We start from the raw sequence: 26143 nt of genomic DNA on the forward strand, positions 1-26143 counted from the left end.
CGCCGACTTCGGTCACGATGGTGCGATGGGCTCCGAGGACGTGCTGGCTCCCGGCGTCCCGTCCCACCCCGCAGAGCTGGCCGGGGTCGCACCGCGCGCCGCGGAGACCTGGCTGCGGATCGTCCAGGTGCACGACCGGATCACCCACCGGGTCGACTCCGCGCTGCACCGCCAGCACGACCTGTCCCTCACCGCGTTCGAGGCGCTGCGGCGGATCGCCGAGGCACCGGGTGAGCGGGTGACGATGGGCGAGGTCGCCGAGGCGCTCGGGTTGTCGCGGGCCGGCGTCACCAGCACGGTCGGCCGGCTGGTCGAGCAGGGGCTGGTCGTGCGCGAGCGGCGCCCGGGGGACCGCCGGCTGCTGCACGCCCGGCTGACCGACGCCGGCCGGGAGCGGGTGCGCGCCGCCGCGGTCACCCACGACGAGCTCGTCGCTCGCCTGCTCACCCTGCTGGGTGACGACGCCGCCGTGGTCACCGACGCGCTGGCGCGGGTCTCCGCGGCCACCCGCATCCGCCGCTGAGGAGTCCCCCACCCCGCACTGCCGAGTGCGCAGTGGGTGCTGCCCGATGCGGCGTGGCTGCCGGTGTCGCCGACCACGACCGCCCACTCGGGTCACGAGGGCGGGCCTCGCAGGCGGGGCCGGAGGGCGCCGGGCGGGGGAACTTCAAGCCCGTAGTGTTTGCGGACGGGCACGACCGGGCAGGGCGCGATCATGTCCGTGAGCTGCACCGTCGTCGTGCCGACCATCGGCCGGCCGTCGCTCGACGTGCTGCTCGACGCCCTGGCCGCCGCTCCCGGCCCCCGCCCGGCCGAACTCGTGGTGGTCGACGACCGGCCCGCCGGACCCCCGCTGGCCGTCGAGCGCCCCGGTCTGCCGCCGGTCCGGGTGGTGCGCACCGGCGGCGGCGGCCCGGCCCGCGCCCGTAACCTCGGCTGGCGCACCGCCCGCACGGAGTGGATCGCCTTCCTCGACGACGACGTCGTCCCCGATCCCGACTGGTACGAGCGGCTGACCGCCGACCTCGAGGGCCTGCCGGCCGACGTCGCCGGCAGCCAGGGCCGGGTGCGGGTGCCGCTGCCGGCCGACCGGCGGCCCACCGACTGGGAGCGCGGCACCGCGGGCCTGGCCACCAGCGCCTGGATCACCGCCGACCTCGCCTACCGCCGGGCCGCGCTGGCCGCCGTCGGCGGGTTCGACGAGCGCTTCCCCCGCGCCTTCCGCGAGGACTCCGACCTGGCCCTGCGCGTCATGGGCACCGGCGCCCGGTTGGTCCGCGGCGAGCGCGCGATCACCCACCCGGTCCGCCCGGTCGACCGCTGGGTCAGCGTCCGCGTGCAGGCCGGCAACGCCGACGACGTCCTCATGCGCCGGCTGCACGGTCCCGGCTGGCGCGAGCGGGCGCAGGCCGCGCTGGGCCGCCGCCCGCAGCACCTCGCCGTCACCGCGGCCGGGCTCGCCGCGGTGGGCCTGGCCGCCGCCCGCCGGCCCCGCGCCGCGCTCGCCGCCGCGCTGGCCTGGGCGGGCGGCACCGCGGAGTTCGCCTGGGCGCGGATCGCCCCCGGCCCGCGCGACCGGGCCGAGGTCGGCACCATGGCCCTCACCAGCGCCGTCATCCCGCCGCTGGCCACCTGGCACTGGCTGCGTGGCGTGGTGCGGCACCGCCGGGTGACGCCCTGGCGCGGCCTGCCCGACCTCGTGCTCTTCGACCGCGACGGCACGCTCGTGCACGACTTCCCCTACAACGGCGACCCCGCCTGGGTCCGCCCGGTCGACGGCGCCCGCGAGGCACTCGACCGGCTGCGGGCCCGCGGCGTGCAGGTCGGGGTCGTGAGCAACCAGTCCGGCGTGGCCCGCGGGATCATCACCCGCGAGCAGGTCGACGCCTGCATGGCCCGGCTCGACGAGCTGCTCGGCCCGTTCGGGACCGTGCAGGTCTGCCCGCACGGCCCCGACGACGGCTGCAGCTGCCGCAAGCCCGCGCCGGGCATGGTGAAGGCCGCCTGCGCCGAGCTCGGCGTCGAGCCCGCGCGCACCGTGGTGGTCGGCGACATCGGCGCCGACGTCGAGGCCGCCGCGGCCGCGGGCGCCCGCGCCGTCCTGGTGCCCACGCCGGTCACGCGGAGGCAGGAGGTCGACGCCGCGCCGCACCGCGCAGCGACGCTCACCGCCGCCGTCGACGACGTCCTGGCCGGCCGGTGGTGAGCCGCCGCCGGGGCACCGTCCTCGTCGCCCGGCTCGACAACGCCGGCGACGTCCTCCTGCAGGGTCCGCTGGTCCGCGCCGTGGCCGCGGGCGCCGAGCGGGTGGTCTTCCTGGCCGGCCCGGCCGGGGCCGAGGCCGCCGCGCTGCTGCCCGACGTCGACGAGGTCTGGACCTGGGCCTGCCCGTGGATCCTCGGCGACCCGCCGCCGGTCGACGCCGCCGACCTCGCCGCGCTCGCCGCGCGGGTGCGGGCGCTGGCCCCCGACGAGGCGGTGGTCAGCACGTCGTTCCACCAGTCGCCGCTGCCCCTGGCGCTGGTGCTGCGCGCGGCCGGGGTGCCCCGCATCTCCGCCACCAGCGTCGACTACCCGGGCTCCCTGCTCGACGTCCGCCACCGGGTGGACGACGACCTGCCCGAACCCGAGCGGGCCCTGTCCCTCGCCCGCGCCGCCGGGTTCGAGCTGCCGGCCGGCGACGACGGCCGCCTCGCCGTCCGGCGCCCGCTCCCGCCGAACCCCCACGACCCCGGCTACGTCGTCCTCCACCCCGGCGCCTCCGTCCCCTCCCGCGCCTGGCCCGCGGAGCGCTGCGCCGAGGCGGTCGAGGCGCTCGCCGACGCGGGACACCGGGTGCTGGTCACCGGCGGACCGGGGGAGCGGGAGCTGACCGCCGCCGTCGCCGGCACCCGCGGCGTCGACCTCGGTGGTGCGCTGACCCTCGCCGAGCTGGCCGCCGTCCTCGACCGCGCCGCGGCCGTCGTCGTGGGCAACACCGGGCCGGCGCACCTGGCCGCCGCCGTCGGCACCCCGGTCGTCTCGCTGTTCAGCCCTGTCGTCCCCGCGGTCCGGTGGGCGCCCTACGGCGTCCCCACCGTGCTGCTGGGCGACCAGGACGCCCCCTGCCGCGACACCCGTGCCCGCGTCTGCCCGGTCCCGGGCCACCCCTGCCTGACCTCGGTGACCGCCGCCGACGTCGTCGCCGCCGTGGAGAAGGTGATCGCCGCGTGAAGGTCCTGCTCTGGCACGTGCACGGCTCGTGGACGACGGCGTTCGTCCAGGGCCCGCACGAGTACCTGCTGCCGGTGGTCCCGGACCGGGGCCCCGACGGGCTCGGCCGCGCCCGCACCTGGGACTGGCCGGCCTCGGCGCGCGAGGTGACCCCTCGGCAGCTGCGCGACGAGCACGTCGACGTCGTGGTGCTGCAGCGGGTGCGCGACCTGGAATTGGTCCGGGAGTGGCTGGGCCGCGAGCCCGGGCGCGACCTGCCCGCGGTGTTCCTCGAGCACAACGCGCCCGGTCTCGAGCCCGGCGACGGCCCGGTGCCCCACACCCGGCACCCGCTGGCCGACCGCGACGACGTCCCGATCGCGCACGTCACCCACTTCAACCGGCTCTTCTACGACAACGGCCGGGCCCCGACGACGGTGATCGAGCACGGCATCGTCGACCCGGGCGAGCGCTGGACCGGCGAGCTGGCGCGGGCCGCCGTCGTCACCAACGAGCCGGTGCGCCGGGGCCGCACGGTGGGCGCCGACCTGCTGCCCGGGCTCGCCGCGGTGGCGCCGGTCGACGTGTTCGGCATGGGCCTGGCCGGCCTGCACGAGCGGCACGGGCTCGACCCCGCGCGGGTGACCCTGCACGACGACCCGCCGCAGGCCGCGATGCACGCCGAGCTGGCCCGTCGCCGCGTGTACGTGCACCCCGTGCGGTGGACGTCGCTGGGGCTGTCGCTGCTCGAGGCGATGCACCTGGGCATGCCGGTGGTCGCGCTGGCCACCACCGAGGTCGTCGAGGCGGTCCCCGCCGGCGCCGGGGTGCTCTCCACCCGGCCCGAGGTGCTCTGGGACGCCGTCGCCACGTACCTGCACGACGAGGACGCCGCCCGGCTGGCCGGCAAGGCGGCGCGCGCCGCCGCGCTGGAGCGGTACGGGCTCCCTCGCTTTCTCCGTGATTGGGATGCGCTCCTCGAGGAGGTCACCCGATGAGGACGCTCCGGACCGCCGGCGGCCCGCTGCGCATCGACCTGGTCAGCGAGCACGCCTCGCCGCTGGCCGCCATCGGCGGGGTGGACGCCGGCGGGCAGAACGTGCACGTCGCGGCGCTCGCCGCGGGCCTGGCCGCACGCGGCCACGAGGTCACCGTGCACACCCGCCGCGACGACCCCGGCCTGCCCGACGAGGTGCCCACCACCGACGGCTACGTGGTCAGCCACCTCACCGCGGGGCCGGCCGCGGTGCTGCCCAAGGACGACCTGCTCGGCCACATGCCGGCGCTGGCCGCCGGGCTGCGCGCCCGCTGGTCGGTCGCGCCGCCGGACGTCGTGCACGCGCACTTCTGGATGAGCGGGCTGGCCTGCGTCGAGGCCGCCGGCAGCCTGCTCACCCCGGTGCCGGTGCTGCAGACCTTCCACGCCCTGGGCTCGGTCAAGCGCCGGCACCAGGGCGACGCCGACACCTCACCGGCGCAGCGGGTCGAGCTCGAGCGGAGCCTGTGCCGGGCGGTGGGCCACGTGGTGGCCACCTGCAGCGACGAGGTCTTCGAGCTGCGCCGCCTGGGCCTGTCCCGCGACCGCGTGTCGATCGTGCCCTGCGGCGTCGACACCACGGAGTTCACCCCGCGCGGCCCGGTCGCGCCCCGCTCGGGCCGGCCGCGGCTGCTGGTGCTGGGCCGGCTGGTGGAGCGCAAGGGCCAGGAGGACGCCGTCCGCGCGCTGGCCGCCGTCCCCGGCGCCGAGCTGGTGGTCGTGGGCGGGCCGCCGGCCGGCGCGGTCGACGCCGACCCCGAGGTCCGCCGGCTGCGCGCGGTCGCCGCCGAGGTGGGGGTCGCCGACCGGCTGTGCTTCGCCGGGTCGGTGGCCCGCGCCGACGTGCCCGCGTGGGTCCGCTCGGCCGACGTCGTCCTGGCGGTGCCCTGGTACGAGCCGTTCGGCATCACCCCGCTCGAGGCGATGGCCTGCGGCCGGCCGGTGGTCGCCACCGCCGTCGGCGGGCTGCAGGACTCCGTCGCCGACGGCGTCACCGGCGACCTGGTGCCGCCCCGCGACCCGGCCCGCCTCGGCGAGGTGCTCGCCGCGCTGCTGGCCGACGACGCCCGGCGCGCCGCCTACGGGTCGGCCGGGGTCCGGCGGGCCCGCGCCCGCTACCGGTGGGCCCGCGTGGCCGCCGACACCGAGGCCGTCTACCGGCAGGTCCTGTCCACCCGGCGTCCCGTCGAGGCCGTCCGATGAGCGCCCCTGGAGGTCGCCCCGTGAGTGTCGCTCCCCACTCGGCCGGCGAGGTCGTCTCGCCCGACTCGTGCACGCACCTGACCGGCCGCGACCACGTCGCGTCGCTGCACGCGGCCATGCGCAGCCTCGACGCCTCGGTCGACACCCTCGACCGGTGGGGGCGGCTGCTGGCCGACGTGCTGTGCGGCGAGTCGCGCGGGCGGCTGCTGGCGGCGGGGAACGGCGGCAGCGCCGCGCAGGCGCAGCACCTCACCGCCGAGCTGGTGGGCCGCTACCGCGCCGACCGGCCGCCGTTCTCGGCGATCTGCCTGACGGCGGAGACCTCGTCGCTGACCGCCATCGCCAACGACTACCCGGCCGACGAGCTGTTCGCCCGCCAGGTGGAGGCGCACGGCCGCGCCGGCGACGTCCTGGTGCTGCTGTCGACGTCGGGCCGCTCGCCCAACGCCGTCGCCGCGGCCCGGCGGGCCCGGGAGTGCGGCATCACCGTCCTGTCGATCACCGGCCCGGCGCCCAACCCGCTCGCGGCCGCCTCCGACGAGGCGGTGTGCATCGACTCCCCGTGGACGGCGACCGTGCAGGAGTGCCACCTGGTCGCGCTGCACCTGCTGTGCGCGGCCTTCGACGCCGCGGTGCTCGCCGAGCCCGCCCGGGTGCCGCAGTCCCGGCTCGGGGTGGCGCGGTGACCCGGCCGCTGGTGGTCGTCGGCGACGCGCTGCTCGACGTCGACCTGGTCGGCACCGCGTCGCGGCTGACCCCCGACGCGCCGGTCCCCGTGGTCGAGGACGTGGAGATCCGTGAGCGCCCCGGCGGTGCCGCGCTGGCCGCGGTCGTCGCGGCGCAGGCCACCGGGCGCGAGGTCGTGCTGGTCGCGCCGATCGACGACGACGAGGGCGCGGCGCGGCTGCGGGCGCTGCTGGCCGGGCGGGTGCGGCTGGTCGCGGTCCCGGCCGCCGGCGGCACCGCCGTCAAGCAGCGGGTGCGGGTGGGCGACCACTCGGTGGTGCGGCTGGACAGCGGAGCGCCCGCGGCCATCCTCGGCGAGCTGCCCGCGGAGGCCGTCGAGGTCATCCGCGGCGCCGCCGCCGTCCTCGTCGCCGACTACGGCCGCGGCACCACGGCCGACCCCGCCGTCCGGGCCGCGCTGGCGGAGGCGCGCGGGCCGGTGGTCTGGGACCCGCACCCGCGCGGCGCCGACCCGGTGCCCTCCGTGCGGCTGGTCACGCCCAACGCCGCGGAGGCCGCGCGGGTCGCCGCGGCCGCGGGCACGACGCCCGGCGGCGACGGGCTGGCCGCGGTCGGCGCGCGGGCCGAGGCGCTGATCCGGCACTGGGGGGTGGGCGCGGTCGCGGTCACCCTCGGTGCCCGCGGCGCGCTGCTGTCCTACGGCGAGGGCGCGCCCATGGTCGTGCCCGCCGTGCCGGTGACCGGCGGTGACCCCTGCGGCGCCGGCGACTCCTTCGCCGCCGCGGCCGCGCTGGCGCTGGCCGACGGCGCGGTGACCGGGGAGGCGGTGGCCGCGGCGGTCGCCTTCGCCGGGCGCTTCGTCGCCGCGGGCGGGGCGTCGGCGTGGGACACCCCGGCGACCCGCGAACCGAACGTCGCCGCGGACGACGGCGTCTCGGCGCTGCTGGCCCGGGTGCGCGCGACCGGCGGCACCGTGGTCGCCACCGGCGGTTGCTTCGACCTGCTGCACCCCGGGCACGTCGCGACGCTGCGCGCCGCCCGCGGTCTCGGCGACTGCCTGGTCGTGTGCATCAACTCCGACGACTCGGTGCGCCGGCTCAAGGGCCCGTCCCGGCCGCTGGTCACCGCCGCCGACCGGGCGCGGGTGCTCGAGGCCCTGGAGTTCGTCGACGCCGTCGTGGTCTTCGACGAGGACACCCCCGCCGAGGTGCTCGACCGGCTGCGGCCCGACGTCTGGGCCAAGGGCGGCGACTACGCCGGGGCGGATCTGCCCGAGGCAGCGGTGCTCCGGCAGTGGGGCGGGCAGGCCGTCGTCCTGCCCTACCTCGACGGCCACTCGACCACCGCCCTGGTCGAACGCTCCCGGGTGTGAGTGGTCCTCCTCCCGTACACTTCCGCGGAAGTGCACGGGACGGGCGGCCGGTGGCGGTCGTGCTGCGGCCGCTGGGGCTCGGGGACCTGCTGACCGGGGTCCCGGCCATCCGGGCCGTGCGCGCCGCGGTGCCCGGCCACCGGCTGGTCCTGGCGACGACGTCCGCGCTGGCACCGCTGGCCGGGCTGGTCGACGCCGTCGACGAGGTGCTGCCCGCGCGCGAGCTCGAGCCGCTGAACTGGGCCGGGCCGCCGCCGGAGCTGGCCGTCGACCTGCACGGCAAGGGCCCGGCGTCGCACGTCGTCGTCGCCGGCCTGCGCCCGGCGCGGCTGCTGACCTTCGCCAGCCCCGGCTACCCCGGCCCGGCCTGGTATGCCGACGAGCACGAGGTCGCCCGCTGGTGTCGCCTGGTCTCCGAGGGGCTGGGGGTCCCCGCCGACCCCGACGCGCTCGGCCTCGCCGTCCCCGCCGTGCCCCCGCCGGTGACCGGGGCGGCGCTGGTGCACCCCGGCGCCGCCTTCCCCGGCCGCCGCTGGCCGGCCGAGCGGTTCGCCGCCGTCGCCCGGTGGCTGGCCGACGCCGGGCACGACGTGCGGGTCACCGGCGGCCCGGCCGAGCGCGACCTGGCCGCCGTCGTGGTGCGCGGCGCGGGCCTGCCCGACGAGGCCGTGCTCGCCGGGCGCACCTCGACCCTCGAGCTCGCCGCCACCGTCGCCGCCGCCCGGGTGGTGGTCAGCGGAGACACCGGGGTGGCGCACCTGGCGACGGCGTACCGCCGTCCGTCGGTCGTGCTGTTCGGGCCGGTGTCGCCGGCGCTGTGGGGGCCGCCGCCGCGGCCGCAGCACGTCGTGCTCTGGCACGGGGACGGCACCGGCGACCCCTGGGGAACCGAGCTCGACCCGGCGCTGGCGCGGATCACCGTCGACGAGGTGACCGCGGCCCTGGACGGCCTGCTCGGACACGACGGGAGCGGCCCCGCCGTGCCGTGCACGACGGGGCCGCTCGCCCGCTGACCGTCAGACGGCCAGTCCCGAACAGGCCCTGGAGCAGTCGAGGCGCCAGATCGAGGGGCCCAGCGCGGTGAACAGCGCCGAGGACACCAGCCGCTCACCCCGCGGCCCGGTGACCGAACCGTCGCCCGGCGGTCGGGTGCCACCGCCGGCGCCCGGCTGCTGGGTGCCGGGCTGTGGCGTGCCGGGGGCGGGCGTCGGGGTCGGCGAGACGCCCCCCGTGCCGTCGAGGTAGGTGAGACCGCCGGCGAGCACCGAGGAGGTGCCGTCGGGGGCGAACACGTACACGTCGTAGGTGCCGGCCGCCCGAGCGGGCGTGGTGAACGTGACGCTGGTGACCGACACCGCGGTCACCGTGGCCTGGGCGCTGGACCCGACGCGGACCCGCGCCCCGGCCGGGACCGCCCGGCCGGTGATGGTCACGCCCGTGCCACCGGCGGTGCTCACCCGGGTCGGGTTGATCGAGGTCAGGCCGAACGGGCCCACGCCGGGGTAGGTCTGCTGCCCGCCCGGCTCCGGCGAGCTGCCGCCGGGCGCCGGGGTCGACCCACCCGGCACCGGCGAGCTCGGCGGCGTGCTGCCGCCGGGCGCCGGGGTGCCGGGCTGGCTACCGCCGGGCGCCGGGGAGCCGCCCGGCGTGCTGGTGCCGGGCTGGGAGGTCGACGGCGGCGTCGAGCCGCCGGGTGCCGGCGTGCCCGGCGTGCTGGTGCCCGGCGTGCTGGTGCCCGGCGTGCTGGTGCCCGGCTGCGTGGCCGACGGCGGGGTCGGGCTTCCCGGAGCCGGGGGAGTACTGCCCGGCGGGGTCGAGCCGCCCGGTGCCGGGGTGCCGCCCGGCGTGCTGGTGCCGGGCTGCGTGGCCGACGGCGGCGTCGAGCCGCCGGGTGCCGGCGTGCCCGGCGTGCTGGTGCCGGGCTGGGTGGTGAACGGCGGTGTGGAGCCGCCCGGAGCCGGGGGAGTGCTGCCACCGGGCGACGGCGGCGGGTTGCCGGGCTGTGAGCCTGTATCGGGCGCCTGGTACGTCACACCGACCAGCAGCGGCGCGGCGTACGCCGTGCCGACGTCGGCTCCGTCGAGGACCAGCTGGGCGGTGAGCACGTACCGGCCCTGGGCCAGCTCCATGCTCGGGGTGACCGTCGCCGACGGGCCGGGGCGGCTGCCCAGGTCGACGGTGACCGCGCCGGTGTCGTCGGTGGTCGCGGTGACCCCGCCGACGGTGACCTGCTGCTGGGTGAGCGCGTACAGCTGACCCTCGTGCTCCATGCCCAGGCGCAGCCGGACGGCGTACGCCCCGGCGGGGGCGCTGCCGCTGGTGACGATGGTCGGGGTGACCGTGCCCGGGTCCGCGCTCATCCCGGTGAAGGTGTAGGACACCCCGGCGGCGGTCTGGCCGAGCTCGGTCAACGACAGCCGGCCGCCGGTGACCGACCTGCCGGTGAACGCCGCCCGCGGCTGCAGGTCACCGAGCAGCCGGTCGACCAGCGCGGTGGCGCCCGCCGACCGGTCCTGCGCCCGGTACAGGGCGAAGGCGCCGGCGACGTTCGGGGCGGCGATCGAGGTGCCGGAGACCAGCTTGTAACTGCCGTCGTTCCACGGCGCGAGGACCAGGTTGCCCGGGGCGAACAGGTCGACCGTGCCGGCGCCGTACGCCGAGGAGCTGCTCGCGGTGTCCGCGGCGGTGCTGCTGCCGACGGTGACCATGCCTGGCCGGTTGAGGCTGGCCGGGTAGAACATGGAGGTGTCGCGGTTGGCGGCGTCGTTGCCAGCGGCGGCCACCACGACCACGCCCTTGCTCACCGCGTAGTCGATGGCGTCGGCCAGCTGCTGGGCGGCGCCCGGGCCGCCCCAGGAGGCGTTGACGACGTCGGCGCCGTTGTCGGCGGCGTAGCGGATCGCCTCCGCGCCCAGCAGCAGGTCGACCCCCGAGCCGCGGCCGATGACCAGCGGCATGATCGTCACGTCGGGGGCGACGCCGGCCGAACCCTCACCGTTGCCGGCGCGGGCGCCGAGCACCCCGGCGACGTTGGTGCCGTGCGCGTTGTCGGCATCGACGACGTTCGCACTGTTGGCGTAGTAGTTCCACCCGGCGCAGTCGCCGGGCTTGCCGTTGCCGTCGTTGTCCGCCGGGCTGCCGCAGACCTCGTCGGTGTTCCGCCAGAAGGCGCCGGCCAGGTCCGGGTGGTCGGTCATCACGCCGGTGTCGATGACCGCGACCGTCACGCCGCGGCCCGTGCCCGCCCGCCAGCCGGTGGGCGCGGCGACGTCGGCGCCGGCGACGCCGGTCTGGCCGTAGGAGTTGCTGCCGGTGTTGGACAGGTTCCAGCCGTAGGACGCCCACATCGGGTCGCTGATCGGGTCGGCGGCGATCTCGCCGGACACCGAGACCTCGACCTGCGCGTCGGGCAGCGCCGCCCGGATGGTGTCGGGGGTGATGTCGAATCCGGCGACCAACGCCGAGCCGTCGAAGAGCAGCTGCGCGGTGTCGACCGCGGGCAGGTCCTCCAGCGCCGCGAGCGTCGTGGCGTCGATGCCCGCGGGGGCGTCGACGAGCAGGCGCGTGCGCCCGTCGCCGGCCGGACCGAAGTCGCTCGCCTCCGAGATCGCCGGGCCGGCCAGCGCGGTGTCGATCGCCGCCGCTCCGCCGAAACCGAGCGCGATGCCGAGCACCGCGCAGATCGCCCGCTTCCCCCGGGAGGCCGGCCCGGACCTGACGCCCCTGGCGTGTCCTGACCCCGTGTGCATGTGTGTCCCGTCCCCTCGGAAGCTCGACGGCCCGGCGCGGGCCCGTGCCGGACGTCGGCGCCTGCGGCTGTCGCCTGCACCCGAGGGACCGGGAGATCCCCCCGAGGGGGGGGCGTTCCCGGACGATCCGTTCTCGGGTCAAGGGCTGCTCGGGCGGTGCCGAAGTGACGGGAGGGGTCCCTGCGCACGGGCGCAGCCGGACCGCGGACACGACGGAGGCGCGGGGATGAGGATCGCCACCCACGTGGCGGCGCTCCACGCCCACGCCGCCCTGGAGTGGTCGGACCGATCGGTGACGACGTCGCTGCGGCGGCTGTCCTCAGGGGTCCGGATCGCCGGAGCGGCCGACGACGCGACGGGGCTGGCCGTCGCCGAGGGCCTGCGTGCCCGGTCCCGCGGCACGGCCGTCGCGGTCCGCAACGCCCAGGACGGCATCGGCGTCGTCCGCACCGCGGACGGCGCGCTCGACGGGATCCAGGCCATCCTGCGGCGGATGCGCGACCTGGCGGTCCAGGCCGGGAACGCCGGTGCCGCCGACGCGTCGGCGGCGGACGCCGTCCGCACCGAGTTCGAGCAGCTCAGGACAGAACTCGACGACATCGCCGACACGACTGCGTTCGGCGGCATCCGGCTCCTGGACGGCACCTACGACCGGCTGCTGCAGGTCGGCGCCGACGCCGGCGACACCCTCCGCGTCGTCATCGCCGTGTCCGGCCGGGCGGTGGACACGGCCGGCCTCGGGCTGTCGCGGGTCGACCTGACCGGCGGGCTCGGTCTCCCGCACACGCTCACGCCGGCCGTCGCCGTCGAACCGAGCACGCCCGCGCCCGGGCGGCTGACCCTCGCCGTGGACTCCACCTCGGCCGCCGCTCTCGCCGCACTGACCGGGACCGTGGAGTACGACGGACGGGTGCTCGACCTCGCGTCGGTCGACCGCACCGGAGCGGTGACCGCGCAGGACCACCTCGACCGGCTGGACGCCGCGGTGACGGCCACTCTCGGCGCCGGCCCGTTCACCCCGACCACCGCGGGCCTGGTCCTCACCGGAGCCACCCCGGGCCCGGCCTCGCTGCCGGCCGACGCCGCCGGGCTGACCCCGCGGTACACCGGGCCGGTCCCCGCCACGGTCGACGCCGCCGACCCCGCCGCCCGTGGCACCGCGGCTCCCGGGCGGCTGGTCCTGGCCGGCGACCACGTCTCGGCGGACGCGTACGCGGACGGCTTCGACGCCCTCGTCGGCACCGTGGGCTACGGCGGGCGGTCGTTCGACCTGGGGTCGGTCGACTACACGGGCGCCGTGACGGTGCAGGACCGCGTCGACCGGCTCAACGCGGCCGCGGTGGCCGCTCTCGGCACCGGGTCCACGCCGTTCGTCGCGACGGTCTCGGATCTGGTGTTCACCGGGGAGACCCCCGGCCCGGCCTCGACCGCAGCGGACGCGGCCGCGGTCACCCCGTCCTACCGTGGCGACGCCGGGACCGCAGGGACCCTTCGGGCGCTCGACCGCGCCATCGGCCGGGTCTCGTCGTTGCGCGCCGAACTGGGCGCCGTCGACAACCGCCTCTCGCACCGGATCGACCGGCTCGGCGTCGCCATCGAGAACGCGATCGCGTCCGGGTCACGGATCCGCGACGCCGACACGGCCGCGGAGGCGACCGCCCTCGTGCGCAGCCAGCTCGTGGCGCAGGCAGGGACGGCGGTGCTGGCCCAGGCCACCCGGTCCGCGAACGTCGTCCTCGAGCTGCTGCGCTGACCGGCCGAGGCCGCGCGGCGGCGGCCGGTCAGCGCTGGCGCAGCGCGTCGAAGAGGACGTCCTGCAGGTCGTTGGGGTCGACGGCGTTGTAGGCCGCGCCGCCGGTGGCCTGCGCGATCTGCTCGAGCGCGGCGACGTCGGCGTCCGGGCCGAGCGCGATGCCGATGACCTTGACCGGGCGCTGCGGGTCGGCCTCCTCGCCCAGGGTCCGCAGCAGCGTGTCGAGGTCGATGCCCGCCGAGTCCTCGTTGGTGCCGTCGGTGACGATCACGACGCTGCTGACGGCCTCGGGGTCGTACTGCTGCTGAGCCGCGCGGAACGCGTCCAGCGTGGTGTCGTACAGGCCCGTGCCACCGGGGTCGAGCCGGTCGGGGATGGTGTCGAGCTCCCGGTCGAGCAGCTCGCGCTGGGTCGTGCCGTCGACCTCGTCGCTGAGCGTGCGGATGGGCGCGAGCTCCACCCAGTCCTGCTCGCCCTCCAGCTGGTGCGCGAACACCCACAGCCCGATCGACGACGACCCCGGGATGAGCGTCAGCGCGCTCCGGGCGGCGTCGCGGGCGAGGGTGGCGCGGGTGCCGTCACCGGCGGGGGCCTCCATCGAGGCGGACACGTCGATGACCGTGAGCAGCCGCGAGGGCGCCGCGAGCCGGCTGAGCTCGGTCAGCAGGGTCTGCACCCGCTCCGGGTCGACCTCGAGGACCTCCGGCGCCTCTTCCTGCACCCCCGGGCCGGGCTCGCTCGGCGGGGTCCCCTCGGCGTCGCGGAACCCGGCGTCCAGGACGGCGGTGCGCGCCGCCCCGGAGGTCAGCGTCCGCACGACGGCGTCGACGGCGGCACGCTCCTCGTCGGCCGGGGCACCCACGCGCAGCACCGGGTAGTCCAGCTGCGGGGAGCCCTCGGCCGGGTAGACCGCGACGAGCGCGGACTCCGGCGTCTCCCGGTTGACCGTGATGACCTCCTGCTCGCTGACCGGCACGAGGGGGGCCTCGACGTCGTCGGCGGCCGCGGCGGCGAGCGCGTCGGCCGGGGCGATGGCCGGGCCACGGCGGGCGGCGAGGACGGCCTGCACCACGGCGTTGTCGGCCTCCTCGCCGCCACCCAGCGAGGTCTGGACGGCGGCGAGCGCGGCGACGCCCTCGGCGCTGGCGGCCAGGTCGGGCACGGCGACCGGCCGCGCGCCGCTGAGGGCCGCCCGCCAGTCCGGGGCCTGCGCACTCCAGCCGAGCTCGTCGGCGGCGGCGCGGCTGGTGCCCAGGACCACGGGGGAGGTGGCCATCGAGCCGGACGCGTCGAGGTCGGCGTCCCCGGCGCGGACGGTCCACAGCGAGCTGTCGGGCACCCAGACCTGGGGCAGTGCGCTGCGCTCGAGGGCGGAGAGGTCACCGACGGTCTGCAGTGGCTCCTGGGCGGTCACCTCGCCGACGGCGCAGGCGCCGCCGCCGAGGTCCTGCGGCTCGTCGAGGAGGTCCTGTGCGACGGCGCCCATCTCGGGGGCGACGGTGACCCGCACGGTGCGGGTGTCCTCGCAGCCGCTCGCGCCCGACCCGGAGGCCAGGTACCAGACCACGCCCCCGGCCACCACCGCGACCACCACGAGGGCGACCACCAGGGCGACGGGGGCGGGACGCTGGCTGCGGCGCAGGCTGCTCGTGTCGGCGTGGCGGCCCATTGATCGCTCTCCGTCAGTGTCCGGTTCCTAGGCGTGTTCTACGACCGCCGGTCACCAATGTAGATGCGAAGTCGGCCACAGTGTCCACGGGCCGCCGGACGAAGGTCTTTCGGCCCCGCGTCAGCCGGCCTGCAGCGCGAGGGTCCGCTGCCGCTCGGCGAACCAGGCGACCGTCCGCCGCAGCCCCTCCTCCGAGGGCACGGTCGGCCGCCACCCGAGGAGGCTCTCCGCGCGGCGGGTGTCGGGACGGCGGACCTTCGGGTCGTCGACGGGCAGGTCGATGTACTCGATGCCCGAGGAGGAGCCGGTCAGCTCGATGACCCACTCGGCCAGCCGCAGCATGGAGAGCTCGTCGGGGTTGCCGATGTTGACCGGGCCGGGCTGGTCGGAGAAGGCCAGCGCGAGGATGCCGCGGACCGTGTCGTCGACGTAGCAGATGGAGCGGGTCTGCGAGCCGTCGCCCGCGACCGTCAGCGGCCGGCCGGTCAGCGCCTGGCCGATGAAGGCGGGGATGGCGCGGCCGTCGTCGGCGCGCATGCGCGGGCCGTAGGTGTTGAAGATCCGCACGATGCCGGTGTCGGTGCCCTTCGACGTCCGGTACGCGGTGGTCATCGCCTCGCTGAACCGCTTGGCCTCGTCGTACACCCCGCGCGGGCCGACCGGGTTGACGTTGCCCCAGTACTCCTCGGGCTGCGGGTGCACCAGCGGGTCGCCGTAGACCTCCGACGTCGAGGCCAGCACGTACCGGGCGCCCTTCTCGTGCGCCAGGCCGAGGGTGTGCAGCGTGCCGAGGCTGCCGACCTTCAGCGTCTCGATCGGCATCCGGAGGTAGTCCAGCGGGCTGGCCGGCGAGGCGAAGTGCAGCACCAGGTCGACGTCGCCGGGCACGTGCACGAAGTCGGTGACGTCGCAGCGCACCAGCCGGAAGCCGGGGTGCTCGAGTAGGTGGACGACGTTCTCCGGGGAGCCGGTGAGGAAGTTGTCGAGGCAGACCACCTCGACGCCGCGGTCGAGGAGGTGCTCGCAGAGGTGGGAGCCGAGGAACCCGGCGCCGCCGGTCACCACCGCCCGCCGGATCGTCCGTGCCGCCTGCACCATCCACGCTCCCGTCCCGGTCCTGCCCGTGCCGACCACCGCGGCTCCTACCCGGAGACCACGACCCGACACTTCGACAGCTGAGTGTCCACCGCCCGGGTTACGCGGCCGGGAACGCCGACGGGCCGCCGGCCTCCTGCAGGAGACCGGCGGCCCGCCGGTGAGGTGCTGGAACGGCTACCTCAGTTGATCGGCTCCTCCTCCGGGATGCCGTTCTCCGGCGGGCTGACGGGCTCGTAGTCGGACTCGGTGATCTCCGCGTCGCCGTTGTCGGTGACGAGCACCGGCGTCAGGTCCTCGGAGACGTCGCCCGTGATCCGGCTGACCAGCATGCCGCTGTAGCCGGCGTGCTTGTCCTCCGAGTAGCGGAACTGCGTGAAGCCCGGTCCCTCCCACTCGGAGCCGGCCTGCTCGACGGCGGCGACCAGGTCGTCACGGGTGGGGTTCTGCCCTGCGGACTGCAGGGCCTGGACCATCGTGTACGCCTGCGCCATCCCGAAGATCCGGGTGTTGGTGAGCTCGCCCTCCTCGCCGTACTCGTCCCAGATCCGCTGCCACAGCTGCACCCACTCGTTGTCGGGGGAGTCCAGGGTGGGCATGTACTCGGTGGTGAGGGCTCCGTCGAGCAGGCTGGCGTCGCTGACCTGCCCCTCGGAGAAGCGGGCCAGCAGAGTGCCGACCAGCAACGGGTCCGACCCGACGTTCGAGTAGAACCACTGCGGGTCGTAGCCCAGTTGGAGCGCGGTCAGCTGCGAGAGCGCGGTGTAGGTCGGCACGTTGAAGCCGAGGACGAGGTCCGCGCCGGCGGCCTGCAGGGCGGAGATCTGCGGACGGAGGTCGGTGGCGCCGGGGACGTAGGTCTCCTCGGCGACGATCTGATCCTCGAGGAACTGGCGGGCACCGGCCGAGCCGTCCTCGCCGAAGTCGTCACCCTGCAGGAACAGGCCGACCTTGGCGTCGGGGAAGTTCTCGGCCACGTACTGGCCGATGATCTTGCCCTCGATCTCGTAGTCCGGTTGCCAGCCGAAGGTGTACGGCTTCTCCTCCGGGTCGTCCCAGAGCCGCGAGCCCGACGACACGAACAGGTCGGGCACGCCCTCGCTGTTGAGGAAGTCGGTGACCGCGTTGTGGGTCGGCGTCCCGAGGCCCGACATGATCGCGAACACCTCGTCCTCGAGGACGAGCTGGTTGACGATCTGGCTGGTGTTGGTCGGGTTGTAGGCGTCGTCGCGGTAGACGAACTCGAGCTGGCGGCCGTTCACGCCACCGTTGTCGTTGACGTAGTCGAAGTACGCCGTCACACCGGAGGGGATCTCGCTGTAGCCGGGCGCGGCCGGACCGGTCAGCGGGTAGTGCGCGCCGAGCTTGATGCTGTCCTCGGTGATGCCGATGTCCGAGGCCTCGTTGTCCTCGCTGCCTCCGCCGCCACCTCCACCGGAGTCCCCGCCGCCACAGGCGGCGAGGGTGGTGGCGACGGTCGCCGCGGCCACGAAGCTGACGAGGCGTCGTGAGGAACTGGTCAAGGGTTCTCCTCTGAGGGGGACCCGGGCACCGGTGCCCGGGAGGTCTGGGTGGGGGAGTGTCGAGGTGGCCGGTGGCCGGGCCGGGGGACAGCCGACGGGGTCCGGGCTCCTCACCCCCTGGCGCGGGCGGCGGCCCGCCGCCCGCGCTGCCTCATCCAGGCCAGCCGGATCGACCCGACCAGGCCGGCGGGGGCGAACAGCATGACCAGCACGAGGATCACGCCGTAGACGACGTAGGAGATCTCGGCGGCCTGGGCGGCGTCCATGTCCAGCGACTCCCCGGCGTCGCGCAGGTAGCGCGGCAGGAAGACCAGCAGCGCCGAGCCGATGAGCGCCCCGAACAGGCTGCCCAGACCGCCGATGACGATGGCGGTCAGCAGCGACAGCGACAGGACGATGGTGAAGGCGGTCGGTGCGGTCAGCCGGACGACGAGGGCGAGGACGGCGCCGGCCAGGCCCGCGCAGGCGGCGCTGACCACGAAGGCCGTCACCCGCCACGCGCCGAGGTTGATGCCCGCGAGCTCGGCGGCCACCTCCTGGTCGCGCACCGCGCGCCAGGTGCGCCCGATCCGGCTGCGCATGAGGTTGGCCAGCAGGAAGTAGGTGATGATCAGGCACGCGACGGCGATGTAGGCGATCCACTTGACGCCCGAGGCCGAGTTGCCCGACAGGGTGCGGATCGTCTCGACGAACCAGTCGGGGCGGTCCGGGCTGGAGACCGTCAGGCCCTGCTCGCCGCCGAGCAGCTCGTCGTAGAACAGCGCCAGGCCGGGCAGGCCGACGGCCAGCGCGAGCGTCGCGCCGGCCAGGTAGGGGCCGTGCAGCCGGGCGGCGGCGACGCCGACGATCGCTCCGACGACCGAGGTCAGCGCGACCGCGATGAGGAAGACGACGGCCAGCGGCAGCGGCTCCTCGGTGTCGAGCAGCAGCGCGGTGGTGTAGCCGCCCACCGCCATCAGGGCGCCGTGACCCAGCGAGATCTGCCCGTTGAGCCCGGTGAGCAGGGTCAGCCCGCCGGCGGCGATCGCGTAGTAGGCGACGTAGCTGATCTGCGCGTTGAAGCCGAGGTCGGTCGCCTCGAGCAGGACGACCGCGCCGACGGCGGACAGGAGCACGACGAGCAGGTGGCGCAGGAGCGTGTTGCGCGGCAGGAACGAGCGCCCGCCGGAGGCCTGCGCGGAACTGGCGTTGCTGGCCGCGGTGGCCGTCGTCGGCGCGTCGGAGGTCGCCGCGCCGGCGCCGGGGGACGAGGCCGGGGTCTGCAGGTCGCTCACGGCGGTCACGCCCTCCGTGTCTGGGTCGTCGAGAAGAGGCCACCGGGCCGCACCAGCAGGACCACCACGAGGATGACCAGGGCGGCGATGCCGACGAGGGTCTCGTCGACGTACCCGCGGACGTAGCTGAGCGCCAGGCCCAGCAGCAGCCCGCCGACGACCGCGCCGATGGGGGAGTCCAGGCCGCCGAGGACCGCGGCGACGAAGCCGAAGACGATCAGCGAGTCCATGAAGGTCGGCGACACGAAGGACGTCTCGGCGGCGATGAGCATGCCGGCCAGCGACCCGACGACGGCGGCCAGCGCCCAGCCGAGGGTGAGCATCCGGCCGACCCGGACCCCGAGCAGCCGGGCGACCTCCTGCCCGAAGGCCGAGGCGCGCATGGCCAGGCCGACGCGGGTGAAGCGGAACAGCGCGGTGAGCCCGACCATCACGAGCAGGACCGCGAGGAGCGTGTAGACGGTGTTGGGGCTCAGCGCCAGGGTGAAGTCGCCGACCTCGAAGCCGATGTTGGAGAACGGCGGGACGAAGGCGCGCTGGTTGACGCCGAAGAGCACCGAGATCAGCGCCTGGATGGCGATGAACAGACCCAGCGTGACGATGACCGCGTTGAGCTCCGGCCCGCCCTCCACCGGCCGGATCACCACCCGCTCGACCACCGCGCCGAGGACCAGCCCCGCGAGCAGCGCGACGACGAGGCCGACCCAGTAGGACTGGCCCGACTCGATGAGGGACAGGGCGATGAACGTGGTGAGCGCCGCCATGGCGCCCTGCGCGAAGTTGACGATCCGGGTGGACCGCCAGATCAGCACCAGGGCCAGGGCGAACGCGGCGTAGACCGAGCCGGTGATCACCCCGCCGAGGGTGAGGTTGACGAATTCCTGCACGAGGAGGCTGCCTTCCAGGCGGTGCGGAGGAGCGGGGGGCTAGAAGCCGAGGTAGGCGTGCCGGAGGTCCTCGTCGCCGGCGAGTCGCGCGGCGTCGTCGGTGACGACGACGCGGCCGAGGTTGAGGACCACGCCGGTGTCGGCCACCGACAGCGCGCTGCGGGCGTTCTGCTCGACCAGCAGCACCGACAGACCCTCGGTGTCGACGAGCTGGCGCAGCAGCGCGAAGATCTGCGCCACGATCCGCGGGGCCAGGCCCAGCGACGGCTCGTCGAGGAGCAGCACCTTCGGCCGGGCCAGGAGCGCGCGGCCGATGACCAGCATCTGCCGCTCGCCGCCCGAGAGCGTGTGCGCCGTCTGGTTGCGGCGCTCCCTGATCCGCGGGAACAGGTCGTAGACCCGGTCGAACTCCTCCTGCGCGACCTTGCCGCGGAACAGCGAGCCGACCCGCAGGTTCTCGTCGACGGTCAGCTCGGCGATGACGCCGCGGCCCTCCGGCACGTGCGACATGCCCTTGGTGACCATGGCCTCGACCGGTGCCCGCGTGACGTCCTCGCCGTTCAGGACCACCCGGCCGGCGGTCGGGCGGACCAGGCCGCTGACGGTCCGCAGCAGCGTCGTCTTGCCCGCGCCGTTGGCGCCGAGCACGGCGGTGATCCGGCCCTGCTCGGCGCGCAGCGTCACGCCGTCGAGCGCCCGGACCGGGCCGTAGGCGGCCGACAGGCCCTCGACGGAGAGGACGGCGTCGGCGGTCACCGTGGCGGAGCCGCCCGACGGGACGCCCTTGGTCAGGCCGGTGGAGGGGCCGCCGGCGCCCGAGGCGGTGCTGCCGTGCGTCTCAGCCACGCTGCGTGCCCCCGTCCGTCGCCGCCAGCTCGCTGGCGTCGACCGTGTCGTCGACGGCGTCGCCGAGGTAGGCCTCGGTGACCGCCGGGTCGTTCTGCACCTGCTCGGGGGTCCCGGCGGCGATCTGCTGCCCGGAGTCGAGGACGGTGATCCGGTCGCACACGCGCATGACCAGGTCCATGTGGTGCTCGACGAGCAGGACGCTCATCCGCCCCGACAGGTGGCCGATGGTGGTGCCCAGCTCGTGCATCTCGTCCTCGGACAGGCCGCTGGCCGGCTCGTCGAGGAGCAGCAGCTCCGGCTCGGACACCAGGGCGCGGGCCAGCGCCACCCGCTTCTGCACGGGGTAGGGGAGGCTGCCGGGGTAGCGGGCGGCGTAGCCCTCGGCGTCGAGCTCGGAGAGGGCGCCCAGGGCGCGCTCGCGCAGCCGGGCGTCGTCCTTGTCCGAGGTCGGGAGGGCGAACAGCGCGGAGAGGAACCCCGCCTTCGCGTGCTTGTGCGCCCCGACCATGACGTTCTCGAGCACCGTCAGCCCGGGGAACAGGCCCACGCCCTGCAGGGTGCGCGCGATGCCGAGCTCCGCCAGCTCGTTCGGCCGCAGCCGCCGCAGCTCCTGACCGCGCCAGGCGATGCGGCCCGCGGTCGGGCGGACCAGGCCGCAGGCCACGTTGAACAGCGTCGTCTTGCCGGCGCCGTTGGGGCCGATGAGACCGTGGACCTGCCCCGGCTCCACGGTCAGCGACACGTCCGTGAGGGCCTTGACCCCACCGAAGGCGACGCTGATCCCGGTCATCTCCAGCCGGGCGGTGGGCCGTCTCTCCGCGTGGGGGGTGCTGCCCGTGGTGTCCGGCGGGTGCGCCAAGGGGCCCACGTCTCCTCTGCGTCGGGGAGGTGACCGCGACCGCAGCGCACGGTGGCGAATGGGTCACGGGTCCGTCCCGATGAGCCTGCCGACCGGTGGGGGGCGTCACAATGGGCTGACCGCACAGTGATCGGTGCCAGCTGTTGTGCTGTCAGCAGTGCGTTACCGGAGGTGATCACGTGCAGGCGACCCAGCGTGCGGTGGCCGGCCGCCTGGCGGAGCTCGCGCCGGTGCTGCTCACCGAGCTCGACCGGATGACCGACCGGATGGTCGACATCCTCGTGCGCACCGAGCCGGCCTACCGGGAGGCGCTGCAGGCCGACCCCGCGGCGATGCACGCCTCCCTGAAGGGCAACCTCGCCGTCGGCGTCCGCGCGCTGCTCTCGGAGGGCTCGGTCGCCGAGCGCGAGGCCGGTGCCGCCGCGGCCGCCGAGGTCGGCCGGCTGCGGGCCACCCAGGGCGTTCCGCTCGAGGCGGTGCTGCGCGGCTACCGGCTGGGCGGGCAGGTGCTCTGGGAGGCGCTGGTCGCGGCCTCGCGCCAGTGCGCCGGCCACGACGACGGCCTGCTGCTCGAGGTGGCCGGGTCCCTCTGGCGCACCAACGACCGCGAGTGCAGCGCGGTGGCCGCGGGCTACCGCGCCGAGGAGCGCCGGCGCACCGGCCTCGACGCCGCCGAGCAGCAGCGGCTCGTCCACGGCCTGCTCGACGGCCGCGGCGGGGACCCGGCCTTCGTCCGGACGGCGTCCGAGCTGCTCGCCGTCCCGCTGTCCGGCCGGCTCGCCGTCGTCGTCGCGCCCGCGGCGGAGGACGGGTCGTGCCCGCTGCCCGACGCGGTGTCGGCGCTGCTCAAGCGCGGCATCCGCTCGGCCTGGGCCACGCGGTCGCAGGCGCTGGTGGGCGTCGTGGCCCTGGGCGCCCGCCGGCTCCCGGAGCTGCTGGGCTGGCTGGGGGGACTGGCCACCGGCCCGGTGGGGGTGTCGGCCGTCGTCGACGGCGCGGCGGGCGTGGCCGGCGCCTACCGGCTGGCGGAGACCGCCGCGCGCACGCTGCCCGCCGGCGCCGCCCGGGTCGTCCCCATCGACGAGCGGCTGCCCGAGGCGCTGCTGTCCAACTCGCCGGAGATCACCGAGCGCCTGGTCGGGCAGACCCTGGGCCGGCTGCTGGAGCTGCCCGGCGACGAGCGCGAGGTGCTGCTGGAGACGCTGTCGGCCTTCCTCGACGCCGACGGCTCACCCACCCGCGCCGCCGACCTCCTGTACTGCCACCGCAACACGGTCATGCACCGGCTGCGGCGGATCGAGTCGGTGACCGGCCGCAAGCCCACCGACCCGCGGGCGCGGCTGCTCTGGCAGCTGGCGCTGCTGGGCACCGGCCACCACGACGCGGGAGGCCGCCGGCCGGTCCGCGACTCCGCATAGCTGGGGACGGGAACGGCCCCCTCGCAGAGGCCCCGCCCCGAGCTCGCGAGGGGTGGGGGGCGAGGGGGTCCTCCTGCTGCTACTGGAGGTAGCCCTCGACCTCGGACTTCGGCCGCACCTCGGCGGTGTCGGGGTCCTCGTCGTACTGCCGCTTGGCGTCTCGCTGACGGCGCAGGTCCCAGAGCTGGTCCCGCTCCTCCTCGATCTGCCGGAGCCGGGCCCGCTGCTCGGCCGTGTGTTCCCCGCTCTCCCTCAGCAGGCGCTCCTCGTCGGCGAGTGCGTCGATGCGGTGGCGGATCTCGTCGTCGTCCATGCCCGCACCTTGCCCTACGTCTCCGCGGCGTAACCCGGCCGGCTCTCCGGCACCCAGCCCTCCACGAAGGCGGCCAGCCGGCGGGTGACCGCCCCGCCGGCCCGGCCCAGGGCCAGCAGCGCCGCCCGGTCCAGCGGCACCCGGACGGTCCGCCGGCCGGCGTCGCCACCCGGGAGCCCGGCACGCACCGCGTGTCCGGCGGCCACCAGCTCCGGCCACGGGCGCTCGAGCTGGTCGAGGACCCGCTGCAGCGCGGCCGCCGTCGGCCCGGCGTTGCCCTCGACCATCGCGGTGACGAACGCCGGGTCGCTCCCGGCGACCCGGGTGCCGTCGCGGAAGCTGCCGGCGGCCAGCGCCAGGGCGAGCGGCCCGGCCGCACCGGCGGCGGCGGCGAGCGCCGCGGCGAGCAGGTGCGGCACGTGGCTGACGGCGGCGACGGCGGCGTCGTGGTCGGCGGCGGTCACCGGCACCACCTCGGCGCCGGCGTCGAGGGCCACCTCGGCGGCGCGCAGCCAGCGGGGCAGCTCGGTGCCCGGCTCCAGGCACAGCGCCCACCGGGCGCCGCGGAACAGCGCCGGGTCGGTGGCGGCGTGACCGGAGCGCTCGGTCCCGGCCATCGGGTGCCCGCCGACGAACCGTCCGCCCAGCGCGGCACCCACCGAGGCCAGCACCGGCGCCTTCACCGAGCCGAGGTCGGTGACGGTGGCGGCCGGGTCGACGTCGAGTCCGTCGAGTGCCGTGGCCAGCACCGGCAGCGGGACGGCGAGGACGACGACGCCGGTCAGCTCCCGGGTCACCTGCACACCGCGCGCCGCGGCGGCCTCCCGGGCATCGGGGTCGACGTCCCACCCGCGGACCTCGCGGCCGGCCGCGACCAGGGCGGCGGCCAGCGAGCCGCCCAGCTGCCCCAGGCCGACGACGCCGACCGGCGGACGCGGCATCGTCGGGACCGGCAGGCTCACTCCGGCGTCCCCCAGGTGCGGTCGGTGCGGAAGACCCGGGCCAGAGCGGTGGCCACCAGCCGGCCGTCCTCGCCGCGGGCGTCGATCCGGTAGACGGCGGTGCGCCGGCTGCGGTGCAGCTCGGTGCCCTCGGCCACCAGCCGCTCGCCGGGCCGGCCGGGGGCGAGGAACTCGGTGTGCACGTCCTGCGCGACCGCGACGACGCCGTGGCTGTTGCCCACCGCGGCGTGGACGACGTCGAGCAGCGCCATCGTCGCGCCGCCGTGCGCGGTCCCGACGGCGTTGAGCAGGCGCGGGCCCACGGTCATGCCCGCACGGGCGTACCCGGGGCGGACCTCCTCGAGGACGATGCCCAGCAGGTCCGCGAGCGGGTCGGCGGCGAGCCGGGCGGCCAGCGCGGGATCGACCCGGGCGCCGTCGACCTGGGCACCGTGGTCCGGGGCGGGATCGGCCATGATCAGAGGCTATGCCGCACTCCCCGTGCCCCAGGCGCGTGGCATGACGCCGCGCTCGTTCCTCCTCACGCCGGAGCTCGCCGACTACGTGCGGGCCAGCTCCGAGCCGGTCGACGAGGTGGTGGCCGACCTCGTCGCCGAGACCGCGGCCCTGGCCGAGCGCGGCGAGGTGTCACCGACCTTCCAGATCGCCCCGGAGCAGGGCGTCTTCATGCAGCTGCTCACCCGGGCCGTGGCTGCCCGCCGGGCGATCGAGATCGGCACCTTCACCGGCCTCTCGGCGCTGTGCATCGCCCGCGGCCTGCCCGACGACGGCTCGCTGCTCTGCCTGGACCGCAACGCGGAGTGGACGGCGATCGCGCGGCGGTACTGGCAGCGGGCCGGGGTCGCCGGCCGGATCGAGGTCCGGCTGGGCGAGGCGCTGGACACCCTGCGCGCCCTCCCCGGTGAGCCCGTGTTCGACCTCGCCTTCGTCGACGCCGACAAGACCGGCTACCAGGCCTACGTCGACGAGCTCCACCCGCGGATGCGGCCCAACGGGCTGGTCCTGCTGGACAACACGCTGCGCGGCGGCCGGGTGCTCGATCCCCGCTCCGACGACGACCACGCGGTGGTGGCGCTCAACGCGGCGCTGGCCGGCGACCCGCGCTGGGAGACCGTGCTGCTGCCGGTGGCCGACGGCCTGACCCTGCTGCGCCGGCGATGAGCGGCGCGGAGGGCGGGAGCTGGGCGGTGCGGGTCAGCCGCGCCGCGGACCGCTGGCAGGTCGAGCTGCTCGCCGCCGACGCCGGTGCCGAGCTGCCCGTGCTCGAGCGGGCGCTGGGGGAGCCGGGCCCCTGGCCGGCACCGTTCGTGGTCGTCGTCGACTCGCGCCTGTACTTCGTCGTGCTGCGGCACGGCCCGGGCGGGATGGTCCGGGCGCTGATCTCGGACGCGACGATGCAGGAGTGGGTGCTCGGCGCCGAGGTGGTCGAGCGCTACGGGATCGCCGTGGACGAGGACGGCGCCTTCGACGACGACGAGACCGGCTGGCCCGGAGGTGACCTCGACGTGTTCGCCGACGACGGGCTGCCCGCCGACGAGCTGCGGCCGATCGTGACCGCCGACGACCTGTGGGCCGACGAGATGGTTGCCAAGATCGCCGCCCGGCTGGGGTTCGCCGACGAGCTGGCCGCCGCGGTGGGACGGTGACCGCTCGCGTCTCCGCCGTCGTCTTCGACCTCGGCGGGGTGATCACCGAGAGCCCGATGCTGGCCTTCGCCGCCTACGAGGCCGAGGCCGGGTTGCCCGAGGGCCTCATCCGCCGGCTCAACAGCACCGACCCCGACACCAACGCCTGGGCGCGGTTCGAGCGCAACGAGCTCGACGTCGAGGGGTTCGTCGACACCTTCGAGGCCGAGGCGCTGGCCGCCGGGCACCGGGTGGACGCCCGCCGGGTGCTGGCCGCGCTGTCGGGCGAGATCCGCCCGGAGATGGTCGAGGCCGTGCGGCGGCTGCGGACGGCGGGCCTGCCGCTGGGGATGCTGTCGAACAACGTGGCACCGATGGAGCGCACCGGGCGGCTGGCCGAACTGCTCGACCTGTTCGACGCCGTCGTCGAGAGCTCGATCGAGGGGGTGCGCAAGCCCGAGCCGGAGATCTACCGGCGGGCGCTGGCGCGGCTGAACGAGGCGGTCGGGCGGGACCTGGCGTTCGCCGACTGCGCCTACCTCGACGACCTCGGCATCAACCTCAAGCCCGCCCGGGCGCTGGGGATGCACACCGTCAAGGTGACCGACCCCGCGGCCGCGCTGGCCGAATTGTCCGCGCTGGTCGGGTTCCCGCTGACGTGAGCGCCGGGCACGATC

At 76.2% G+C, this 26143-nt stretch carries 24 protein-coding genes; 13 read left to right on the plus strand and 11 right to left on the minus strand.

The features are described from left to right. Positions 1-25 precede the first annotated feature (25 nt). The 8 genes from ACI79O_RS01850 to ACI79O_RS01885 all read left to right on the plus strand — a co-directional run bounded on the left by ACI79O_RS01850 (position 26) and on the right by ACI79O_RS01885 (position 8503). Positions 26-523 (plus strand): MarR family winged helix-turn-helix transcriptional regulator, encoded by a 498-nt coding sequence (locus tag ACI79O_RS01850; protein WP_456891459.1) that lies wholly within the window; start codon positions 26-28, stop codon positions 521-523. A gap of 192 nt (positions 524-715) precedes the next feature. Then, positions 716-2206: an HAD-IIIA family hydrolase gene (locus ACI79O_RS01855; protein ID WP_456891461.1), complete on the plus strand. Its 1491-nt coding sequence runs from the start codon at positions 716-718 to the stop codon at positions 2204-2206. Continuing rightward, entirely contained in the window at positions 2203-3213 is a 1011-nt protein-coding gene (locus tag ACI79O_RS01860; RefSeq protein ID WP_456913218.1) for a glycosyltransferase family 9 protein, read from the plus strand. Before ACI79O_RS01855 ends, ACI79O_RS01860 begins: the two co-directional genes overlap by 4 nt. Next, positions 3210-4190 carry a glycosyltransferase gene (locus ACI79O_RS01865; RefSeq protein ID WP_456913219.1) on the plus strand — a complete coding sequence of 327 codons (981 nt, stop codon included), beginning with the start codon at positions 3210-3212 and terminating at the stop codon, positions 4188-4190. The genes ACI79O_RS01860 and ACI79O_RS01865 overlap by 4 nt, the downstream gene beginning before the upstream one ends. Then, entirely contained in the window at positions 4187-5431 is a 1245-nt protein-coding gene (locus tag ACI79O_RS01870; protein WP_456913220.1) for a glycosyltransferase, read from the plus strand. Before ACI79O_RS01865 ends, ACI79O_RS01870 begins: the two co-directional genes overlap by 4 nt. 20 nt (positions 5432-5451) lie before the next feature. Next, positions 5452-6117, plus strand: a complete 666-nt coding sequence (locus tag ACI79O_RS01875) for a D-sedoheptulose-7-phosphate isomerase (protein WP_456913221.1) — start codon at positions 5452-5454, stop codon at positions 6115-6117. After that, the gene (gene rfaE2 / locus ACI79O_RS01880; protein ID WP_456913222.1) at positions 6114-7490 is read left to right on the plus strand and encodes a D-glycero-beta-D-manno-heptose 1-phosphate adenylyltransferase; all 1377 of its coding nucleotides are present in this window, start codon (positions 6114-6116) and stop codon (positions 7488-7490) included. The genes ACI79O_RS01875 and rfaE2 overlap by 4 nt, the downstream gene beginning before the upstream one ends. Positions 7491-7540: 50 nt before the next feature. Beyond that, the gene (locus ACI79O_RS01885; RefSeq protein WP_456913223.1) at positions 7541-8503 is read left to right on the plus strand and encodes a glycosyltransferase family 9 protein; all 963 of its coding nucleotides are present in this window, start codon (positions 7541-7543) and stop codon (positions 8501-8503) included. A 3-nt stretch (positions 8504-8506) separates the two neighbouring features. Here ACI79O_RS01885 and ACI79O_RS01890 read toward each other — a convergent pair whose 3' ends face one another. Next, on the minus strand, positions 8507-11164 hold the full coding sequence (locus ACI79O_RS01890; protein WP_456913224.1) for a S8 family serine peptidase: 2658 nt from the start codon (positions 11162-11164) through the stop codon (positions 8507-8509). Positions 11165-11465: 301 nt separating this feature from the next. Here ACI79O_RS01890 and ACI79O_RS01895 point away from each other — a divergent pair, with 301 nt between their 5' ends. Then, positions 11466-12992: a flagellin N-terminal helical domain-containing protein gene (locus ACI79O_RS01895; RefSeq protein ID WP_456913225.1), complete on the plus strand. Its 1527-nt coding sequence runs from the start codon at positions 11466-11468 to the stop codon at positions 12990-12992. Positions 12993-13020: 28 nt separating this feature from the next. On the opposite strand, the gene ACI79O_RS01900 is transcribed toward ACI79O_RS01895, so the two are convergent. From ACI79O_RS01900 to ACI79O_RS01930, 7 genes are all read right to left on the minus strand, one after another. Beyond that, positions 13021-14661, minus strand: a complete 1641-nt coding sequence (locus tag ACI79O_RS01900) for a VWA domain-containing protein (RefSeq protein WP_456891478.1) — start codon at positions 14659-14661, stop codon at positions 13021-13023. 120 nt (positions 14662-14781) lie between these two features. Beyond that, the gene (locus ACI79O_RS01905; RefSeq protein ID WP_456913226.1) at positions 14782-15759 is read right to left on the minus strand and encodes a UDP-glucuronic acid decarboxylase family protein; all 978 of its coding nucleotides are present in this window, start codon (positions 15757-15759) and stop codon (positions 14782-14784) included. Positions 15760-15938: 179 nt separating this feature from the next. Further along, the gene (locus tag ACI79O_RS01910) at positions 15939-17279 is read right to left on the minus strand and encodes an ABC transporter substrate-binding protein (protein WP_456891482.1); all 1341 of its coding nucleotides are present in this window, start codon (positions 17277-17279) and stop codon (positions 15939-15941) included. Positions 17280-17389: 110 nt separating this feature from the next. Next, positions 17390-18562, minus strand: coding sequence for a branched-chain amino acid ABC transporter permease (locus ACI79O_RS01915; RefSeq protein WP_456891484.1), 1173 nt, complete (start codon positions 18560-18562; stop codon positions 17390-17392). Continuing rightward, the gene (locus tag ACI79O_RS01920; RefSeq protein ID WP_456876765.1) at positions 18559-19440 is read right to left on the minus strand and encodes a branched-chain amino acid ABC transporter permease; all 882 of its coding nucleotides are present in this window, start codon (positions 19438-19440) and stop codon (positions 18559-18561) included. Before ACI79O_RS01920 ends, ACI79O_RS01915 begins: the two co-directional genes overlap by 4 nt. 39 nt (positions 19441-19479) lie before the next feature. Continuing rightward, positions 19480-20286 (minus strand): ABC transporter ATP-binding protein, encoded by an 807-nt coding sequence (locus ACI79O_RS01925; protein WP_456891486.1) that lies wholly within the window; start codon positions 20284-20286, stop codon positions 19480-19482. Continuing rightward, on the minus strand, positions 20279-21157 hold the full coding sequence (locus tag ACI79O_RS01930) for an ABC transporter ATP-binding protein (RefSeq protein WP_456891488.1): 879 nt from the start codon (positions 21155-21157) through the stop codon (positions 20279-20281). Before ACI79O_RS01930 ends, ACI79O_RS01925 begins: the two co-directional genes overlap by 8 nt. A 170-nt stretch (positions 21158-21327) precedes the next feature. Between ACI79O_RS01930 and ACI79O_RS01935 the strand changes: the two genes are divergently transcribed. After that, positions 21328-22566 (plus strand): PucR family transcriptional regulator, encoded by a 1239-nt coding sequence (locus tag ACI79O_RS01935; protein ID WP_456891490.1) that lies wholly within the window; start codon positions 21328-21330, stop codon positions 22564-22566. Positions 22567-22645: 79 nt separating this feature from the next. Here ACI79O_RS01935 and ACI79O_RS01940 read toward each other — a convergent pair whose 3' ends face one another. Genes ACI79O_RS01940 through ACI79O_RS01950 form a run of 3 tightly spaced genes read right to left on the minus strand, consistent with a single transcriptional unit; the run spans position 22646 to position 24296 of the window. Beyond that, positions 22646-22879 carry a DUF2630 family protein gene (locus tag ACI79O_RS01940; RefSeq protein ID WP_456876769.1) on the minus strand — a complete coding sequence of 78 codons (234 nt, stop codon included), beginning with the start codon at positions 22877-22879 and terminating at the stop codon, positions 22646-22648. Positions 22880-22893: 14 nt separating this feature from the next. Further along, positions 22894-23841: a prephenate dehydrogenase/arogenate dehydrogenase family protein gene (locus tag ACI79O_RS01945; protein ID WP_456891494.1), complete on the minus strand. Its 948-nt coding sequence runs from the start codon at positions 23839-23841 to the stop codon at positions 22894-22896. After that, positions 23838-24296 carry a PaaI family thioesterase gene (locus ACI79O_RS01950; protein ID WP_456876771.1) on the minus strand — a complete coding sequence of 153 codons (459 nt, stop codon included), beginning with the start codon at positions 24294-24296 and terminating at the stop codon, positions 23838-23840. Before ACI79O_RS01950 ends, ACI79O_RS01945 begins: the two co-directional genes overlap by 4 nt. Before the next feature lie 43 nt (positions 24297-24339). Here ACI79O_RS01950 and ACI79O_RS01955 point away from each other — a divergent pair, with 43 nt between their 5' ends. From ACI79O_RS01955 to ACI79O_RS01965, 3 genes are read left to right on the plus strand one after another with little or no spacing between them, the layout of a single operon-like run. Next, a complete protein-coding gene (locus ACI79O_RS01955) occupies positions 24340-25002 on the plus strand; it encodes an O-methyltransferase (RefSeq protein ID WP_456913227.1) in 663 nt (220 codons plus the stop codon). Then, on the plus strand, positions 24999-25487 hold the full coding sequence (locus ACI79O_RS01960; RefSeq protein WP_456913228.1) for a tRNA adenosine deaminase-associated protein: 489 nt from the start codon (positions 24999-25001) through the stop codon (positions 25485-25487). The genes ACI79O_RS01955 and ACI79O_RS01960 overlap by 4 nt, the downstream gene beginning before the upstream one ends. After that, on the plus strand, positions 25484-26128 hold the full coding sequence (locus tag ACI79O_RS01965; RefSeq protein WP_456913230.1) for an HAD-IA family hydrolase: 645 nt from the start codon (positions 25484-25486) through the stop codon (positions 26126-26128). Before ACI79O_RS01960 ends, ACI79O_RS01965 begins: the two co-directional genes overlap by 4 nt. Positions 26129-26143 lie beyond the last annotated feature (15 nt).

The sequence above is a fragment of the Geodermatophilus sp. SYSU D00696 genome (genome assembly GCF_054050235.1).

Excerpts from the sequence above, each read along its gene's own strand:
- ACI79O_RS01895 (WP_456913225.1), top strand. The coding sequence starts at position 11,466 with ATGAGGATCGCCACCCACGTGGCGGCGCTCCACGCCCACGCCGCCCTG.
- ACI79O_RS01850 (WP_456891459.1), top strand. The coding sequence starts at position 26 with ATGGGCTCCGAGGACGTGCTGGCTCCCGGCGTCCCGTCCCACCCCGCA.
- ACI79O_RS01940 (WP_456876769.1), bottom strand. The coding sequence starts at position 22,879 with ATGGACGACGACGAGATCCGCCACCGCATCGACGCACTCGCCGACGAG.
- ACI79O_RS01950 (WP_456876771.1), bottom strand. The coding sequence starts at position 24,296 with ATGGCCGATCCCGCCCCGGACCACGGTGCCCAGGTCGACGGCGCCCGG.
- ACI79O_RS01870 (WP_456913220.1), top strand. The coding sequence starts at position 4,187 with ATGAGGACGCTCCGGACCGCCGGCGGCCCGCTGCGCATCGACCTGGTC.
- ACI79O_RS01855 (WP_456891461.1), top strand. The coding sequence starts at position 716 with ATGTCCGTGAGCTGCACCGTCGTCGTGCCGACCATCGGCCGGCCGTCG.
- ACI79O_RS01960 (WP_456913228.1), top strand. The coding sequence starts at position 24,999 with ATGAGCGGCGCGGAGGGCGGGAGCTGGGCGGTGCGGGTCAGCCGCGCC.
- ACI79O_RS01900 (WP_456891478.1), bottom strand. The coding sequence starts at position 14,661 with ATGGGCCGCCACGCCGACACGAGCAGCCTGCGCCGCAGCCAGCGTCCC.
- ACI79O_RS01905 (WP_456913226.1), bottom strand. The coding sequence starts at position 15,759 with ATGGTGCAGGCGGCACGGACGATCCGGCGGGCGGTGGTGACCGGCGGC.
- ACI79O_RS01955 (WP_456913227.1), top strand. The coding sequence starts at position 24,340 with ATGACGCCGCGCTCGTTCCTCCTCACGCCGGAGCTCGCCGACTACGTG.